General features: G+C 59.8%; 16 protein-coding genes and 1 riboswitch. Of the genes, 8 read left to right on the forward strand and 8 right to left on the reverse strand.

Annotated elements, in window-relative coordinates; genetic code table 11:
• Nucleotides 1-57: 57 nt before the first annotated feature.
• Nucleotides 58-219 (forward strand): hypothetical protein, encoded by a 162-nt coding sequence (locus tag B9P63_RS19105; protein WP_176219079.1) that lies wholly within the window; start codon nt 58-60, stop codon nt 217-219.
• A 2-nt stretch (nt 220-221) separates the two neighbouring features.
• Here the strand turns inward: B9P63_RS19105 and B9P63_RS01685 are convergent, their stop codons facing one another.
• Nucleotides 222-671: a GNAT family N-acetyltransferase gene (locus B9P63_RS01685; protein WP_085306804.1), complete on the reverse strand. Its 450-nt coding sequence runs from the start codon at nt 669-671 to the stop codon at nt 222-224.
• Nucleotides 671-1,747, reverse strand: coding sequence for a cobalamin biosynthesis protein CobW (gene cobW, locus B9P63_RS01690; protein WP_085306805.1), 1,077 nt, complete (start codon nt 1,745-1,747; stop codon nt 671-673). Before cobW ends, B9P63_RS01685 begins: the two co-directional genes overlap by 1 nt.
• A gap of 46 nt (nt 1,748-1,793) precedes the next feature.
• Here cobW and B9P63_RS01695 point away from each other — a divergent pair, with 46 nt between their 5' ends.
• A complete protein-coding gene (locus B9P63_RS01695) occupies nt 1,794-2,138 on the forward strand; it encodes a DUF1636 family protein (RefSeq protein ID WP_095532975.1) in 345 nt (114 codons plus the stop codon).
• 4 nt (nt 2,139-2,142) lie between these two features.
• On the opposite strand, the gene B9P63_RS01700 is transcribed toward B9P63_RS01695, so the two are convergent.
• Together B9P63_RS01700 and B9P63_RS01705 are read right to left on the reverse strand one after the other, a co-directional pair.
• Nucleotides 2,143-2,826, reverse strand: coding sequence for a CbtA family protein (locus tag B9P63_RS01700; protein WP_085306806.1), 684 nt, complete (start codon nt 2,824-2,826; stop codon nt 2,143-2,145).
• 20 nt (nt 2,827-2,846) lie between these two features.
• Entirely contained in the window at nt 2,847-3,017 is a 171-nt protein-coding gene (locus B9P63_RS01705) for a CbtB domain-containing protein (RefSeq protein WP_085306807.1), read from the reverse strand.
• A gap of 39 nt (nt 3,018-3,056) precedes the next feature.
• Nucleotides 3,057-3,282: riboswitch (cobalamin riboswitch) on the reverse strand.
• A 206-nt stretch (nt 3,283-3,488) separates the two neighbouring features.
• Between B9P63_RS01705 and smc the strand changes: the two genes are divergently transcribed.
• Complete coding sequence (gene smc / locus B9P63_RS01710) at nt 3,489-6,944, forward strand: chromosome segregation protein SMC (protein WP_085306808.1); 3,456 nt, start codon at nt 3,489-3,491, stop codon at nt 6,942-6,944.
• Nucleotides 6,945-7,009: 65 nt separating this feature from the next.
• On the opposite strand, the gene B9P63_RS01715 is transcribed toward smc, so the two are convergent.
• A complete protein-coding gene (locus tag B9P63_RS01715) occupies nt 7,010-7,336 on the reverse strand; it encodes an AzlD domain-containing protein (RefSeq protein WP_085306809.1) in 327 nt (108 codons plus the stop codon).
• Complete coding sequence (locus B9P63_RS01720; protein ID WP_085306810.1) at nt 7,333-8,040, reverse strand: AzlC family ABC transporter permease; 708 nt, start codon at nt 8,038-8,040, stop codon at nt 7,333-7,335. The genes B9P63_RS01715 and B9P63_RS01720 overlap by 4 nt, the downstream gene beginning before the upstream one ends.
• A 94-nt stretch (nt 8,041-8,134) precedes the next feature.
• Here B9P63_RS01720 and fdhD point away from each other — a divergent pair, with 94 nt between their 5' ends.
• Genes fdhD through B9P63_RS01740 form a run of 4 tightly spaced genes read left to right on the forward strand, consistent with a single transcriptional unit; the run spans nt 8,135 to nt 12,199 of the window.
• Complete coding sequence (fdhD, locus tag B9P63_RS01725) at nt 8,135-8,998, forward strand: formate dehydrogenase accessory sulfurtransferase FdhD (RefSeq protein ID WP_245830536.1); 864 nt, start codon at nt 8,135-8,137, stop codon at nt 8,996-8,998.
• Nucleotides 8,995-9,603: a molybdenum cofactor guanylyltransferase MobA gene (mobA, locus tag B9P63_RS01730; protein ID WP_085306812.1), complete on the forward strand. Its 609-nt coding sequence runs from the start codon at nt 8,995-8,997 to the stop codon at nt 9,601-9,603. The genes fdhD and mobA overlap by 4 nt, the downstream gene beginning before the upstream one ends.
• Nucleotides 9,600-10,100 carry a molybdopterin-guanine dinucleotide biosynthesis protein B gene (mobB, locus tag B9P63_RS01735; protein ID WP_085306813.1) on the forward strand — a complete coding sequence of 167 codons (501 nt, stop codon included), beginning with the start codon at nt 9,600-9,602 and terminating at the stop codon, nt 10,098-10,100. The genes mobA and mobB overlap by 4 nt, the downstream gene beginning before the upstream one ends.
• Nucleotides 10,097-12,199, forward strand: coding sequence for a molybdenum cofactor synthesis domain-containing protein (locus tag B9P63_RS01740; protein ID WP_085306814.1), 2,103 nt, complete (start codon nt 10,097-10,099; stop codon nt 12,197-12,199). The genes mobB and B9P63_RS01740 overlap by 4 nt, the downstream gene beginning before the upstream one ends.
• A gap of 4 nt (nt 12,200-12,203) precedes the next feature.
• On the opposite strand, the gene B9P63_RS01745 is transcribed toward B9P63_RS01740, so the two are convergent.
• Together B9P63_RS01745 and greA are read right to left on the reverse strand one after the other, a co-directional pair.
• Entirely contained in the window at nt 12,204-13,220 is a 1,017-nt protein-coding gene (locus tag B9P63_RS01745; RefSeq protein ID WP_085306815.1) for a hypothetical protein, read from the reverse strand.
• Between the two features lie 32 nt (nt 13,221-13,252).
• Nucleotides 13,253-13,723: a transcription elongation factor GreA gene (greA, locus tag B9P63_RS01750; protein ID WP_085306816.1), complete on the reverse strand. Its 471-nt coding sequence runs from the start codon at nt 13,721-13,723 to the stop codon at nt 13,253-13,255.
• A 265-nt stretch (nt 13,724-13,988) separates the two neighbouring features.
• Here greA and B9P63_RS01755 point away from each other — a divergent pair, with 265 nt between their 5' ends.
• On the forward strand, nt 13,989-15,623 hold the full coding sequence (locus B9P63_RS01755) for an electron transfer flavoprotein-ubiquinone oxidoreductase (RefSeq protein ID WP_085306817.1): 1,635 nt from the start codon (nt 13,989-13,991) through the stop codon (nt 15,621-15,623).
• Nucleotides 15,624-15,654: the final 31 nt, after the last annotated feature.

Raw genomic sequence — 15,654 nt, forward strand, 5'->3', positions numbered from 1 at the left:
TCAGTTGTGCGCAAGCTGCGCTTGGTGCATTGCGGGGCAAGTGAAAAGGACAAACAGATGAACACCAACAAACCCGACACGTCGAATTTCGGCAACAGCACGTATAACAAGCATGATGATCACAAAGGTCACGCCCCCCGCCGTGCACGCGGCAAGAAGCGCCTGACCAAGGAAGAAATGCTTGAGCAGATGAAAAAGAACGCTGAGACCAAAGCCTAGGCTCACAACAGTTTTTCCATAAAGACGCTTTCGGGGGCCTCGACGTAGCTCCCGAAGGGGCCGCAAAATGTGAATCCGTGACGTTGATAAAGGCGATGGGCGGCGTATAACACGTCGCCCGTTTCTAATTTGAGTGCAGGCAGGTCTAGTCCGCGTGCCGTGTCCTCGATTTGACGCAGCAGCGCGGCGGCGACGCCTTTGCCGCGCGCGGCCTCGGAGGTGAACATTGATTTCACCTCGCCATATCCATCCTTTATCGCCAAAGCCCCTGTGCCGATCACTGCATCCCCCTCGCGCGCGGCAAAAAGGTGGATGTTGTCCGCCGCAAGCGCATCGAGCTCAAGGAAATGACAGGCATCCGCAGAGAATAGCGAGAGCATGAGCGCATGGCTCTGCTCCAGCAATTCTTTCGTACCGCTAGCGTGGGGGGTGCTCGGCTCGACGATAATCATCAGGCCATGAGTGCCTTTTCGATAGCGGCGCGGTCCAGGCCTGTTTGCCCGATAACCACAAGGCGCGTGATGCGTGCATCACTGCCGAAGGGCTTGTCGAAATAAGTGTCTACGCGCGGACCAACGGCCTGAAGCGTCAGGCGCATGGGCTTGCCTGTCACGGCGGCAAATCCCTTGAGACGCAAGATGTCATGCGCGCGGATTACGTCAGCGAGTTGTTCGGCGTAGGCGCTCGCATCGGTGATTTCACCGCGTTCGAACACGAAGCTCTCAAATGCGTCGTGATCATGCTCATGATGGTGATGATCGCTGTGATGATCATCGTGGTGGTCGTCGTCATGATCATGGTGGTGATGGTGCACTTCGTGACGCGATTCCATGTCTCCCTCTGCGCCGATGCCTTGGCCAAGGAGCACATCCACAGGCAATGCGCCCATGGTGGATTTGACGACCTGCACGCCTTTGCGGCTGGAGGCCTTTAACTTGGCCGCGAGCGCCTCGGACTCCTCTGCGCCCAAAAGATCAGATTTATTGACGACAATCATATCTGCACAGGCGATTTGATCCTCGAACAATTCGGACAGCGGCGTCTCGTGATCGAGGTTCTCATCCATAGCGCGCTGGGCGTCCACCGCCGCGACGTTATGGGCGAAACGGCCCTCGGAGACGGCTTTGCCATCCACCACGGTCACAACACCATCGACGGTGACTTGCGTGGAAATCTCGGGCCAGTTGAAGGCTCGGATCAGCGGTTGAGGCAGGGCAAGGCCGGAGGTTTCGATCACAATGTGATCGGGGCGGTTTTCACGCGCCAGCAGCTTTTCCATCGTGGGTACAAAATCATCAGCCACAGTGCAGCAAATGCAACCGTTGGAAAGCTCCATGATATCATCCTCGGTGCATGTTTCATCGCCGCATCCCTTTAGGATGTCACCGTCCACGCCCAGATCGCCGAACTCATTAATGATCAGCGCGATGCGCTTTCCATTCGCGTTTTGCAGCATGTGACGGATCAGCGTGGTCTTGCCCGCGCCGAGAAAACCGGTGATGACAGTGGCAGGAATTTTAGCAGGCATGTGTAAGTCTCCAATCGAGGGACGAATGTGCGAATGAGGGCCGTTTATGGGACTGCGCGTTATAATTTGCGACACATGTGCCGCTGTTGGCGAAGCGCCGCAAGGGGCGGCCTTCGCGGAAAAGTTGCGAGGACGGGTTCCCGCGGGAGTTAGTGTTGAAACAACGTCGTGCATGAACCAATGTGATCGGCCCGTTTCCTTGGCTTTGCGCGCCGAGGGCCACGATATCTATTTGTTTCATAGCGTCGATCCCGCGCGCGACCTGGACGATGCAGTTGCGCTGATCACGCTCTATGCACAGGCCGAGGGGGGCACCATCACAGATGCCCGCCCCGCGGGCCGTTTGCGGCATTGCCTGACAGGTCGAATTCCCGGACCCGCGCCGCGCTAGGGGATCAACCCTCATTGGACCTTGTCCAAAACCAGGCACAGAGGAAGCCGAGGATGCTCCAACCCGCTAACGCCGTGCCAAAGCTTAGTGCCGCGAAACGCGCAGACAACTCTGGGGGGGCAACGCCGAAATAGGTATCCAGATACGGTGCGCCGATGATGTGCGGCGCAAGGAGTAGGGGGATGCTAAGCAGCGCCATCCAGCCTTTGCCAAACGCGATCAAGGCCAGCGCTAGGGCGCTCGCGATGATTGTCGCGGCCCACCATGCTTGGCGCGGTCCCACCTCTGACCCGATGGCACCGGGCAGAACTGGCGGCTGGCCGATGCCGGGCGCAAGTTGAACCGCGATAAAGCCTGCAACGCCCCAGATAAGGCCTGTGCGCGGCGTAAGTTTGTGGCCCTTGCCATCCGCCAGCACCATCAGGGCGAGCAGGATCAGACCATAGCCGGTGTACGTCACCATGTTGAACGCAACCGTCATACCATGGCGCGCGAAATCATTACCTAAAGCGGGCTGGGCGCGATCAGACTGGGTCGATCCATCCGTGGCGAAATGCACGCGTTCGCCGGTTTCATACAGCTCTCCCTCCATCAAGTGCGGGATAACAAACGAAAACTGCAACAGAGCGGCAATCAGCCCTGCAGCAACGCCAGCGAGCAACGCGCTGGACAGCAAATTTTTAGTCATTTGAAGCTAAAAAGCTGTGCTTAGTGGCAGGGGAATGCCATCGCGTGACGCTGGTCGTGCGCCGCGTCGTGCAAAACTGTCGCTTGGGCGATGCCGGACGCCATCAGCAAGAACACGCCTGCGAGAACTGCGATCGCAAGGCCCATTGCAGAATTGTCGGAGCGTTCGATGGAAGCTGTTTGAGTCGTCATGTTTCTTCTCCTTTGAACCGTCACACCCGACGGCCGTTTTGGTTTCACTCATGCAAGGCAGGTCTCCTGGCTCGCGGGTCGATGTGTTTTGGCGTCTTCCCAAACCCGAAAGAGGTTCAGTGACTTGTTGCCTCACACTCACCGCTTACAGTCGCGGGGGCGGCTGTGGCTTAAGGCTCCTGATTGGATCACCCCGTCCACATTCCCATTTTATCCGTTGAGCGCTTTGCGCCGCTACACGGATACCATACATGGACTCAGATGGCCTTGAATCGCTGCGCAGGTCAAGGCTGATTGCGACATACACACTGCCCAATGCGAACCGCACTAAACTGCGCATATGCGCTGAAATACGCGATATTTTGTCGATAACTCGCGTAGCACGCCCAGATGCAGCGCCGCTCGCGTTGACAGGCGCGGGCGCGCTGATCACAGTCTTCGCTCAGGGAATCACTGACGAGATCGGCGAAATTGCGCTTTTCCAAACTCAAACTGCAAGGCTTCAAGAGTTTCGTGGACCCCACGGATTTGATCATTGCCGACGGTTTGACAGGCGTCGTTGGCCCCAATGGTTGCGGTAAATCTAACCTGCTTGAAGCACTGCGCTGGGTGATGGGCGAAAACCGCCCCACTGCGATGCGTGGCGGTGGTATGGAGGATGTGATCTTTGCAGGTGCTGCCACACGCCCTGCGCGCAATTTTGCCGAAGTCAGCTTGCAGATTGATAACTCCGAGCGCCTTGCGCCTGCGGGCTTCAACGATCTGGACACGCTGGACGTGGTGCGCCGGATCACGCGTGATGTGGGCAGCGCGTACAAGACCAACGGCAAGGATGTGCGCGCGCGCGACGTGCAGATGCTTTTTGCCGATGCCTCGACCGGATCGCACTCCCCTGCGCTGGTGCGGCAGGGTCAGATCGCCGAGTTGATCAACGCCAAACCAAAGAACCGCCGCCGTATTCTGGAAGAAGCGGCAGGTATTTCAGGGCTGTACCAGCGCCGCCATGAAGCGGAGCTGAAGCTAAAAGCAGCGGAGACGAATTTGGCGCGCGTTGATGATGTGGTCGAGCAGTTGGCGGGGCAGCTTGCGCAGTTGGCGCGCCAAGCCCGCCAAGCGGCGCGCTATCGCTCGATCGGGGATGAGTTGCGCCAAGCAGAGGGGCTGCTTTTGTATCGCCGCTGGCGCGAAGCTGATGAGGCGCGTTTAAGTGCCGAAGAAGAGTTGCGTGCGCGTTTGAGCGCCGCTGTGCAGGCGGAAAGCGCGGCGCGGTTGGCATCAAAGCAGCGCGTTGAGAAAGAAGATGTGTTGCCGCCGCTGCGTGAGGAAGAGGCGATTGCAGCGGCGGTTTTGCAGCGTCTTCAAGTGCAGCGCGATACGTTGAACGATGAAGAAGCACGTGCGCTTCAAACGATTGAGACGCTGCAAAAACGGATCGCCCAGCTTGATAAAGATATGGAGCGCGAAGGGGCGCTGAACCGCGATGCGGGCGAGACGATTGAACGGCTGGAATGGGAAGCGCGCGAATTGGCCAAGGCCTCTGAGGGGCACGAGGATCGCCTTGAAGGGGCAGCAGAGGAAGCGCGCTCTGCGGCGGCGATTTTGCAGGATCGCGAGGCGAATTTGTCTGAGCGTACCGAAGATGTGGCGCGTTTGGCGGCCCGGCATCAGTCGGCGTACCGCGTGCTCACCGATAGCCGCAAGATGCTGGAGCGCAGTGAGGGCGAGGCAGAGCGCGCGCGCGTGGCTGTTGAGACATCGCGTGCGGCCTTGATCCAAGCCGAGACGGATATGGCGGCGGCGGCGGGTAAAGAGACGGCTGCGATTGCCACGGCAGAGCGCGCGGATGCGGCGCTGACGGCGGCAGAGGTGGCGCGGACCGAAACCCAAGCGCGCGAGTCGGATGCGCGCGCAGAGCGATCCGAGGCCGAGGGCGAAGCGAATGCGCTGCGCGCTGAGGTGACGGCGCTGGCGAAATTGTTGGAGCGGGATACGGCGGAGGGCGGCCAGATTTTGGATCGCTTGCAGGTTGAGCAGGGTTTCGAGAAGGCGCTGGGCGCAGCCTTGGCCGATGATCTGCGCGCGCCTGAAGTCGAGAGCGACGGACCTTCCGGCTGGTGCGTTTTGCCGAGCTATGAGGCGCGCCAGCGCTTGCCCGAGGGCGTGACATCGCTGGCGCGCCATGTCTCCGTTCCGGACGTTCTGGAGCGCCGCGTGAGCCAGATCGGCCTTGTGGACAGCGACGACGGGCAGCGTTTGCAAGCGGCCTTGAAGCCGGGGCAAAGGCTGGTCTCGCTTGAGGGTGATTTGTGGCGCTGGGATGGATATCGCGCTTGGGCCGAAGATGCGCCCTCAGCAGCGGCTCTGCGTTTGGAACAGCTTAATCGCCTTGAGGTTCTCAAGCAGGAAATGGAGCGCGCCAGCACGCGCGTCGATGCGGCGCAGCGCGCGCACGAGGCTTTGACGAACCGTTTGGCCGAGCTGACCCGTGCGGACCGCGATGCGCGCGAGGCGCGCAAAGAAGCGGATCGTTTGGTGAATGATGCCGCACGCGCGTTAAGCCGTGCAGAGGCGGATCGCAACCTGGCCGAGGGTAGGTTGGAAAGCCTTGGCCTTGCCGTGACGCGCCATGAAGAAGACGCGATGGCTGCGCGCACGCAACTGCATGAGGCAGAGCAGGCGGTCGCAGGCCTTGGTGATCTGGACGCGGCGCGTGCGGGCGTCGAGGACATCAAGATGGCGGTGGAAGCGTCGCGGATCACGATGATGTCGCGCCGCTCAAGCCATGACGAGCTGCGCCGCGAAGGTGATGCGCGACTGAAACGCTCGCAAGAAGTCACGAAAGAAGTCAGTGGTTGGCGGCATCGTTTGGAGACGGCGGAAAAGCGGATTGCGGAACTGGCCGAGCGCAAGGCGGCCTCCGAGGTCGATCTCAAAGATGCGAGCGCCGCTCCAAGCGAAATTGCCGCTAAGCGCGAAGAATTGAGCGACGCGATTAGCGGCGCCGAAACGCGGCGTAGCGCGGCGGGGGATGCTTTGGCTGAGGCGGAAAACGCACTGCGCACTGCGGTCGAGTCTGAACGCGTGGCCGAGCGCGCAGCGTCCGAAGCACGCGAGGCGCGGGCGCGCTCGGAAGCACGCAGCGATGCGGCGGGCGAAACTGTGGCTTATGCAGCCGAGCGAATTTCCGAAGAGACGGAGACGTCGCCCGCTGATTTGCTCAAAACGCTGGAGATTGACGTCGACAAAATGCCTGCATCCGGCGCGGTTGAGGCCGATGTGAACCGCCTGAAACGTCAGCGCGATGCACTGGGCGCGGTGAACCTGCGCGCCGAGGAAGACGCGAAGGATGTACAGATCGAGCATGACACGCTTGTTGGCGAAAAGGCCGATCTGGAAGAGGCGATCAAGACCCTGCGCGGCGGGATCGCCAGCTTGAACCGTGAAGGGCGCGAGCGTTTGTTGACTGCCTTCGAGCAGGTGAACAGCAATTTTGCGCTTTTGTTTACGCACTTATTCGGCGGAGGTGAGGCCAACTTGGTACTTGTCGAAAGTGACGATCCGCTGGAAGCGGGTTTGGAAATCATGTGCCAGCCGCCGGGCAAAAAGCTCTCGACGCTGTCGCTTTTGTCGGGTGGTGAGCAGACGCTGACGGCGATGGCGCTTATCTTTGCGGTATTTCTCGCCAACCCAGCGCCGATCTGCGTGCTCGACGAAGTGGATGCGCCGCTGGACGATGCGAATGTAACGCGCTTTTGCGATTTGCTGGACGAGATGTGTCGCAGGACTGACACGCGGTTCTTGATAATTACGCATCATGCGGTGACGATGGCGCGGATGGATCGCTTGTTCGGGGTTACCATGGCGGAGCAAGGCGTGAGCCAGCTTGTGTCTGTTGATCTGAAGAATGCGAAAACGCTGGTGGCGTGATAGGTTGGGGGCCAGCCCCCAAACCCCCGAGGTATTTTGGGGCCAAAGAACGGGGGACACCCGCTTTAGGTTAAGAGGTATTGCAATGCCAAGAGTGTTGCGATGCCGCCGAGAATCGCGCCGACGACGTTCTTCCAGACGAGACCGAGCGCGAGTGTGACCAGGGCAGCGCTGATGCGAGGCAGATCGTAGTTGCCGCCCATCGCCGCAGGCCAAAGTACTGCTGGTGCGATGATCGCGGGCAGGATGCCGACGGCGGTGTAGCGCAGGTGGCGCATCAGCCATGCGGGCAGTTGGCGGTTCCCAACGAGGCCCGTGAAGGCGAAGCGCAGCGCGAAACTACCCAGGCCAAGGCCGATAATGACGATCCAGAGTTCGGTTCTGTCGATCATGCTTTTGCCTCCGCTGCTTGTTCTAGGCGCGCGCCGACCATCATGCCGCCGATACCCGCCAAGAGAACGCCGAGGTTGTAGGGCACGGTGAAGAACATCAGCGACAGGATCGCTGCTGCGCTCGCAGCGCCCACATGCGCGCGGGTGCGCAGGGCAGGCGCGATGATGGCGAGAAAGGTGATGGGCACCGCGAAATCCAGAGCAAAAGAGGCCGGGATCGCTTCGCCGATCAGCGCGCCGACCAATGTGAAGACCCACCAAAGCGGGCACACAGGTGTCACGGTGCCGAAGAAATAGGCGATCTTTTCCCGTGGGGTCATGTCCGGCGTGTCTTCGAATTTGGTGATCGAGACCGCGTAGCTTTGATCTACGGTGAAATAGGCGGCAATCGCGCGCTGCCACAAAGGCGCGCCGCCGATGTGCGGCGTAAGGGAGGCGGAATACATCGCCATGCGCAGGTTCACGGCAAGCGCGGAGGCGAGCACCACCAGCGTCGGGGCTTGCTCGCCCATCAGTTGCAGCGCGGTGAATTGCGCAGCGCCCGCGATCACTACGACAGAAAAAGAGAGGGTTTCAAAAACGCTCAACCCTGCTTCGGTGGCGAGCACCCCGAACAGCATCGCGAAGGGGATGATCACCAAAATAAACGGTGCACCATCGCGAAAACCTGCGCGATAGGCGGATTTGATGCTGGAGGATGCCATGGGTGGCCTTTACATTATTGCTTTCAGATGCAGCTATCTTGCAGAGAACGCATTGGCAATCGTGCGCGAAATTTTCGAGAAAGGAACCGGCGACGTGACAGGCTTTATCATCGCTCCCGACCCTGGCTGCGCGCGTTTGACGCGCCGTGTGACCGGGGTCGATCAAACCGGCACAGAGGTGGAGCAGAACGTCGTCGAAGAACGGCCTTTGACCATCTATCTGAATGCGCAGGAAATCGTGACGGCGATGACCATTGGCGATTACCCCGAGTATCTTGCACTAGGTTTTTTGCGCAACCAAGGCATGCTTGAGGGGGCAGGGGCGGTCACGCGGATCGATTATGATGCAGAGCTTGACGTGGTCGTCGTGCGCACAGACCACGCGACCGACCATGAGGAAAAGCTGAAGAAGAAGACGCGCACCTCCGGCTGCGCCGTGGGCACGGTGTTCGGCGATATGATGGAGGGGCTGGAGGGGCTGAGCTTGCCGAAGGCAGAGATGCGCACCTCTTGGCTCTACGCGCTGGCGGCGCAGATCAATACGACGCCTTCGCTTTATCTCAGTGCAGGTGCGATACATGGCACTGTGCTTTGCCACAGGGATCAACCGCTGGTGTATATGGAGGATGTAGGGCGTCATAATGCGGTCGACAAGATTTCGGGCTGGATGCTTCAGGAAGGGGCGCGTGCGGATGACAAGATGCTCTACACCACGGGGCGGCTCACTTCGGAAATGGTGATCAAATGCGCGCATATGGGAATTCCTGTGCTTGCCTCGCGATCCGGCTTTACTGCTTGGGGTGTAGAGATTGCACAGCAGGTCGGGTTGACCTTGATCGGGCGTCTTCGCGGCAAGCGGTTCCAATGTCTGGCAGGGGCGGAGCGGATCATATGGGACGCCGATCTGGACGCGATCAAGGACGAGCCGAAGAGATCCGGACGAAAGGGCAGCGCATGAAACAGCCTCTCGGTGTGATCCTCGCAGGAGGGCAGGCGCGGCGCATGGGCGGGGGCGACAAGGGTCGCCTGATGCTGCAAGGGCGCAGTTTGCTGGAGCACGCGCGCGCGCGGCTTGAGCCACAGGTGGACGCGCTGGCGCTCAATGCCAATGGCGATCCTGCGCGCTTTGACGATCTTGGACTGCCTGTGATCGTCGATAGCATCGCGGGGTTTGCAGGGCCGCTGGCCGGTGTGCTTGCAGGGCTGGATTGGGCGGCAGAGAAGGGGGCCGATTTGATCGTGACCGCTGCGGCTGACACGCCGTTTTTTCCCTGCGATCTGGTGCCACGGTTTTTGCAAGCGGGCGAGGGGATGACGCATCCTTTGGTTTTGGCCGCGAGCCCTGATCCCGAGCGGGCGCGCAATCGCCATCCGACTTTTGGCCTTTGGCCTGTCGCATTGCGCGATGATCTGCGGGCGGCATTGGAAGGCGGATTGCGCAAGGTCGTTCAATGGACGGATCAACACGGCGGTCGCGAAGCCCTGTTCACCAACCAGCCGTTTGATCCGTTTTTCAACGTCAATACCCCTGAAGATCTGGCGCGTGCAGAGGAGCTTTCATGAATATCTACGGTGTCGTCGGCTGGAAGAACGCGGGCAAGACCGGGCTGATGGAGCGGCTCGTGTCCGAGATATCATCGCGTGGCTTCAGCGTTTCGACCGTCAAACATGCGCATCATAGTTTCGACGTGGATCACCCCGGCAAGGACAGTTATCGCCACCGCGCGGCTGGCGCGCGCGAGGTGCTGCTGGCGTCGCGCAACCGTTTTGCGCTGATGCACGAGCTTGAGGGCGAGGAAGAACCCAGCCTGAGCGCATTACTGGGCATGCTTGCGCCCGTCGATCTGGTGCTGGTCGAGGGCTACAAGCGCGACAAACACCCCAAGATCGAAGCGCATCGCGCCGAGACGGGCAATCCTTTGATCGCCGATGAAACCGTGCGTGCCTTTGCGGCGGATAGCGCGCTTGAGCGGGGTCGTCCTGTGTTCGATCTGGATGCGACGGCGCAGATCGCGGATTTTATTCTGCGCGACCTTGGCCTGCCCGAGCGCAAGGTATGAGCGGATTCGACACGGTCATCGTCGCAGATTGGGCATCGGGAAAATCATCGGGCCCAAGCCCGCGTAAAGACGCGATCTGGATCGGCGTCGCAAGCGCCAGAAAACTCGAACCGCCGCTCTATTTCCGCTCGCGCATCGCGGCAGAGGCCTGGCTGCAAGAGCGCCTGACGGGCGAAGTCGCGCGCGGCCATCGCGTTCTGGCCAGCTTCGATTTTCCCTTCGCTTATCCGCGCGGTTTTGCCGCCAAAGTGACGGGGCAGGACGATCCTTTCGCGCTTTGGGCATGGCTTGCCGCGCGCATCACGGACACGCAGGCGGGCGAGAACAACCGCTTTGATGTCGCGGCTGACATCAATCGCAGCTTTGGCGGGAATGGCCCGTTTTGGGGCAATCCTTTGAAGCGCGAGATTGCGGGATTGGCGCGCACCAAAGCGGACTACGACCTTTATGGCCTGCCCGAGAAACGCACTTGTGAGGAGGGTATTTCAGGGCTGTTCACCTGTTGGCAATTGGCGGGCGCAGGCGCGGTCGGGGCGCAGGTCTTGATGGGATTGCCGATGCTACATCGCCTGCGCGTGCATTTTGGTAGTGCCATTTCCACCTGGCCCTTGGAGACGGCGGATACGCCGATTGTCCTAGCGGAAATCTGGCCATCCTTGATTGGCCCTGCAGTGAAAGAGGCCGAGGGCAGAGGCGAAATCAGAGATGCGGCGCAGGTGCGTTTGCTGGCCAAAGCGCTGGCCAGTATGCCCGCGGGTGAATTGGCTGGAATGATGGACATTCCGCACACGCCCGAGGGCGCAATTCTGGGCGTAGGCCATGAGGAGCGCCTTTGCGTCGGTGCCACCGCGTTCGACGCACCTGTACTGGCGGATGATTGTTTTGCGCTGCCTGCAGGGGTCGCGTGGACACCTGTGGACGAGGCCTTGGCAATGCTGCGCGCCCGCTTGAAACCGATTGCGAGCGTGCGGGATTGCGGCGTGGGCGATGCAGCCGCGTTGATACTGGCGCAAGACGTGCGCGCGCCGCGCTCTAATCCGCCAGAGCCGAACACGGCTGTGGATGGCTATGGATTTGCCTTTGCATCGCTTGGTGCGCCGCCGCATGAACTGCCGCTTTTGGCGGGGCGCGCAGCGGCGGGTGTGCCGTTCAAGGGCGCAGTCCCTGCCGGCTGCGCTTTGCGCGTGTTGACCGGCGCGGCTTTGCCGAGCGGCGTCGACACGGTCGTGCTGGAGGAGGACGTCAATACCGACGGCGCGCGCATTGCGTTCAACGGCCCGGTCAAAGCCCTTGGCAACACGCGCAAGGCGGGTGAGGACGTGGCGGCAGGTGACACGGTGCTCAAAGCGGGCCGCAAGATCACCCCCGCGGATGCGGCATTGCTTAGTGCGGTGGGGCTGCGCGATTTGCCTGTGTTCGCGCGTTTGCGCGTCGGCGTGCTGTCCACGGGGGACGAGTTGGTCGAGGCGGGGGCGCAGGCCAAGGCGGGGCAAATCTTCGATGCCAACCGCCCGATGCTGTTGGCGCAGCTTGCGCAATGGGAGTTCGAGGCGGTCGATCTTGGCCGTGCGCCTGATGATCGTGCGGTGTTGCGCCGCATGCTGGATCAAGGCGTGCAGGCTTGCGATGCGATCCTGACCTCGGGGGGGGCGTCGGCGGGGGATGAAGATCACATGTCCGCGCTTTTGGCTGATAGCGGCTCGCTCGCCCTGTGGCGGATCGCGCTTAAACCGGGGCGTCCGCTGGCGCTTGGCCTTTGGCACGGTACGCCGATTTTCGGACTGCCGGGCAATCCTGTCGCTGCCTTGGTCTGCACTCTGATTTTTGCGCGTCCTGCGCTGAACCTGCTGAGCGGTGCAGGCTGGTCGGAGCCGCAAGGCTTTATGGTGCCCGCAGCATTCGAGAAACGCAAGAAACCGGGGCGACGCGAATTTTTGCGCGCGCGAATCCGCGAGGGCCGCGTCGAGACGTTCAAATCCGAAGGATCAGGGCGGATCAGCGGGCTGAGCTGGGCCGAAGGCCTGGTGGAATTGCCGGACGGCGCGGCTGAGGTCAAGCAGGGTACGCTTGTGCGCTATATTCCGTTCACATCGTTCTAGACGGTCAGTCAAACGTCCCGGCTACGCGGCCCAAAAGCATGAACGCGCGTGCGGTGCGTGTGCTGGACAGCGCCGCGATTTCGGTGTCCGATGCGATTTCCTCGAACTCTGCAAAGCTCTTGTCGAAGCGGCGCAAAAAGTGATGTGCGGCGTCGCGAAAAATCGTGTCCTGTTTCATGCGCGCGGCTGACAAGGCCAGCGAAGAGCGGTCCCTGATCCCGCCAAGCGCAGCAATGGGGCGGCCCCGTTCGCCCGCGGCAAAACTCCGCCAGACTTCGGGGCGCGCAGCGTCGGGGCGCAAGTCGTCCATGTAGATGCCATCCTGACTGAGCAGGGTCAGAACGTCTTGTGCCGCTTGAATCAACTGTGCGGCTTTGCGATCTTTGAGCGCTTTGCGCAGCGCGTCGAAGCCTGCCTTGTCCTCGGCGTCCTCGGGAAAGTTAAGCGCGCGAATGAAAGCTTCGCGCTCCAGTGGTGGCTCCATATCTATCGCCTGCGTGCCAAGCGCGAGGCTGGGCTGCTCAGAGGGATCGGAATTGGCCGGTTCGATCGGAGCGGGTTTGCGGACGGGAGACGTGTCGCGCTTGGTGGAAAAGGTCGCCAGCGTCGTTTCTGTCTTGCGCTGCGCTGCCGCGATTTCATCGAGCTTGCGCGTCACGGACGGCTCGGAGGCCAAATTGCGCCCCTGACTTTGGGCAACGTAGGCTTGGCGAATGCCGTCGATCGCAGCTTGTAAACGCTGGCTTTCCTCGCGCATCACGCGGCTGGAGCGTGCGGCGGTGGCGGCGACCCAGATCATCGCAACAGGCATGAAAATCGCCAGCATCGTCATCAAGAACCGCAGGCCGCCCGTGCCATCAGGCGCGGCGTCGCTTGGCAGTGTCAAAAAGAAGATCGCAGCGCCAAGCAGCCACAGCACGCTCAGCGCGGTCGCAATAATTTCAATCCCCGTGATAGAGGATTTCGATGGACGATCGTAGATGCCCAAAGGGGTCGATTTACCGTCAGAGCCGTCAGCCATGCTCACTTCTTTCGCTCTTGATACAAGTAACTTCAAATAAATTCGATTTTAAGCACTTCGTAGGATTTGGTGCCGCCGGGGGTACGCACCTCGACACTATCACCGGTTTCCTTACCGATCAAAGCGCGCGCGATGGGCGATTTAATATTCAACAACCCGCTTTCAATGTTTGCTTCGTGCTCCCCGACAATCTGCCATGTCTTTTCTTCGTCGGTGTCTTCGTCGACCAGTGTGATGGTCGCACCGAACTTGATCGCGCCTTTTAGTGTCTTGGGATCGATCACTGTAGCAAGGGACAGTATCCCCTCAAGCAGCTTGATGCGGCCCTCGATGAAGCTGTGTTTTTCACGCGCAGAATGGTATTCGGCGTTTTCTGACAAGTCGCCATGCTCGCGGGCTTCCGCGATTGCGGCAATGATTGCCGGGCGCTCGACAGTCTTGAGCGATTTTAGCTCGACCTCGACCGCTGTGTGCCCCGATTTGGTCATCGGTATCTTTTCCATGGGCTAACCCCGCCTTGCCTTGGCTGTCTTGCGACAGAAAAACGCCGGACAAACCGGCGCTCTCGTTTCCTACGTTTTCAGCGGTTAGATTGCCCCGAGCGGCGGGGCAATTGCAAGCGATGATGCGCATATCGGCAGAAACGAGCAGGCGGATTGGTTTTTGTGCCGAAAGAGCGCATTTTACGCGCGGTTGCAATTGACCCTGCAAGGCGGGACTTGCTACCCATTTGCAAATTGAAATGTAAGCTCTGGAGAGGGGTCGCCCATGTCTGATGTGACGCGCGAAACGATGGAATATGACGTTGTGATCGTGGGCGCAGGCCCAGCTGGCCTGTCCGCCGCGATCCGCTTGAAGCAGCTTGATGCCGATTTGCAGGTCGTGGTGCTGGAAAAAGGCTCTGAGGTCGGTGCGCATATCCTTTCTGGTGCGGTGCTTGATCCGGTTGGGTTGAACGAGTTGATCCCAGATTGGAAAGCCAAAGGCGCGCCATTGAATGTGCCGGTGACGGAAGACAATTTCTACGCTTTGGGCGAAGCGGGTGCGATGCGCATCCCGAATTTCCCGATGCCGCCATTGATGAACAACCATGGCAATTACATTGTTTCCATGGGCAATGTCTGCCGCTGGATGGCGGAGCAGGCCGAAGAGCTTGGCGTCGAGATTTTCCCAGGCATGGCGTGTTCGGAACTGGTTTATGGCGACAAAGGCGAAGTCAAAGGCGTCGTCGCGGGTGTATTCGGTTTGGAAGCCGATGGCTCGCTCGGGCCCAATTCAGAGCCGGGTATGGAATTGCATGGAAAGTACGTGTTTCTGTCCGAGGGCGTGCGGGGATCGCTGGCGAAAGAGGTGATCGCGAAATACGATCTCTCTAAAGGGAAGGAGCCGCAGAAGTTCGGCCTTGGCATGAAAGAAATCTGGGAAATCGATCCAGGAAAGCACAATGAGGGGTCGGTCACGCATACCATGGGCTGGCCTTTGGGTAGTAACGCAGGCGGTGGGTCATTCATCTATCACCTTGAAAACAATCAGGTTTATGTCGGTTTCGTGGTTCACCTGAACTACAAGAACCCGCATCTGTTTCCCTACATGGAATTCCAACGTTTCAAGCATCACCCGATGATCGCGGACCTGCTCAAAGGCGGCAAGCGTATTTCCTACGGCGCGCGTGCGATCTCCGAGGGTGGCTATCAATCCATGCCCAAAATGGTCGCACCCGGTGTGGCGATGCTGGGCTGTTCGGTTGGTATGGTTAACGTGCCGCGCATCAAGGGCAACCACAACGCGATGCTCTCTGGTATAGCCGCGGCAGAGGCGGCGCATGATGCGATCAAGGTGGATCGCTCTGGCGATGAATTGAGCGCGTATGAGGCAGATGTGCGCGAGGGCGCAATTGGCAAAGACCTTAAGAAGGTGCGCAATGTCAAACCGCTGTGGAGCAAGTACGGCCTTGTCGCTTCGCTTGCTGTGGGGGGCTTTGATATGTGGACCAACACGCTTGGATTTTCGCTGTTCGGCACGCTCAAGCACGGCAAGAACGATGCGGATGCGACCGAAGAAGCTAGCAAACATGAGCCGATCGAGTACCCCAAGCCCGATGGTACGCTTAGTTTTGATCGCCTGACGAATGTTGCGTTCAGTTTTACAAATCACGAAGAAAGCCAGCCTGCGCATTTGCATCTGAAAGACCCCTCCGTGCCGATTTCGGTTAACCTGCCAAAATATGCGGAGCCGGCGCAGCGCTATTGTCCAGCGGGTGTTTATGAGGTGGTGGATGATAAGTTTGTGATCAACTTCCAGAACTGCGTGCACTGCAAGACCTGCGATATCAAAGACCCGAGCCAGAATATTAATTGGGTCACGCCGCAAGGCGGAGACGGACCGAATTATCCCAATATGTGATCTCTGGATCAGATCGGGTGCAAAGGCAGGC

It is taken from the genome of Planktotalea arctica, assembly GCF_002105285.1.
Lineage (GTDB): Bacteria > Pseudomonadota > Alphaproteobacteria > Rhodobacterales > Rhodobacteraceae > Planktotalea > Planktotalea arctica.

Coding starts and splice junctions, on each gene's coding strand:
- cobW (WP_085306805.1), bottom strand. CDS start 1,747: ATGCCTGCTAAAATTCCTGCCACTGTCATCACCGGTTTTCTCGGCGCG.
- B9P63_RS01720 (WP_085306810.1), bottom strand. CDS start 8,040: ATGGCATCCTCCAGCATCAAATCCGCCTATCGCGCAGGTTTTCGCGAT.
- B9P63_RS01715 (WP_085306809.1), bottom strand. CDS start 7,336: ATGATCGACAGAACCGAACTCTGGATCGTCATTATCGGCCTTGGCCTG.
- mobA (WP_085306812.1), top strand. CDS start 8,995: ATGAAACAGCCTCTCGGTGTGATCCTCGCAGGAGGGCAGGCGCGGCGC.
- B9P63_RS01685 (WP_085306804.1), bottom strand. CDS start 671: ATGATTATCGTCGAGCCGAGCACCCCCCACGCTAGCGGTACGAAAGAA.
- B9P63_RS01755 (WP_085306817.1), top strand. CDS start 13,989: ATGTCTGATGTGACGCGCGAAACGATGGAATATGACGTTGTGATCGTG.
- greA (WP_085306816.1), bottom strand. CDS start 13,723: ATGGAAAAGATACCGATGACCAAATCGGGGCACACAGCGGTCGAGGTC.
- B9P63_RS01740 (WP_085306814.1), top strand. CDS start 10,097: ATGAGCGGATTCGACACGGTCATCGTCGCAGATTGGGCATCGGGAAAA.
- B9P63_RS01700 (WP_085306806.1), bottom strand. CDS start 2,826: ATGACTAAAAATTTGCTGTCCAGCGCGTTGCTCGCTGGCGTTGCTGCA.
- mobB (WP_085306813.1), top strand. CDS start 9,600: ATGAATATCTACGGTGTCGTCGGCTGGAAGAACGCGGGCAAGACCGGG.
- B9P63_RS01745 (WP_085306815.1), bottom strand. CDS start 13,220: ATGGCTGACGGCTCTGACGGTAAATCGACCCCTTTGGGCATCTACGAT.
- B9P63_RS01695 (WP_095532975.1), top strand. CDS start 1,794: ATGGGACTGCGCGTTATAATTTGCGACACATGTGCCGCTGTTGGCGAA.
- B9P63_RS19105 (WP_176219079.1), top strand. CDS start 58: ATGAACACCAACAAACCCGACACGTCGAATTTCGGCAACAGCACGTAT.
- B9P63_RS01705 (WP_085306807.1), bottom strand. CDS start 3,017: ATGACGACTCAAACAGCTTCCATCGAACGCTCCGACAATTCTGCAATG.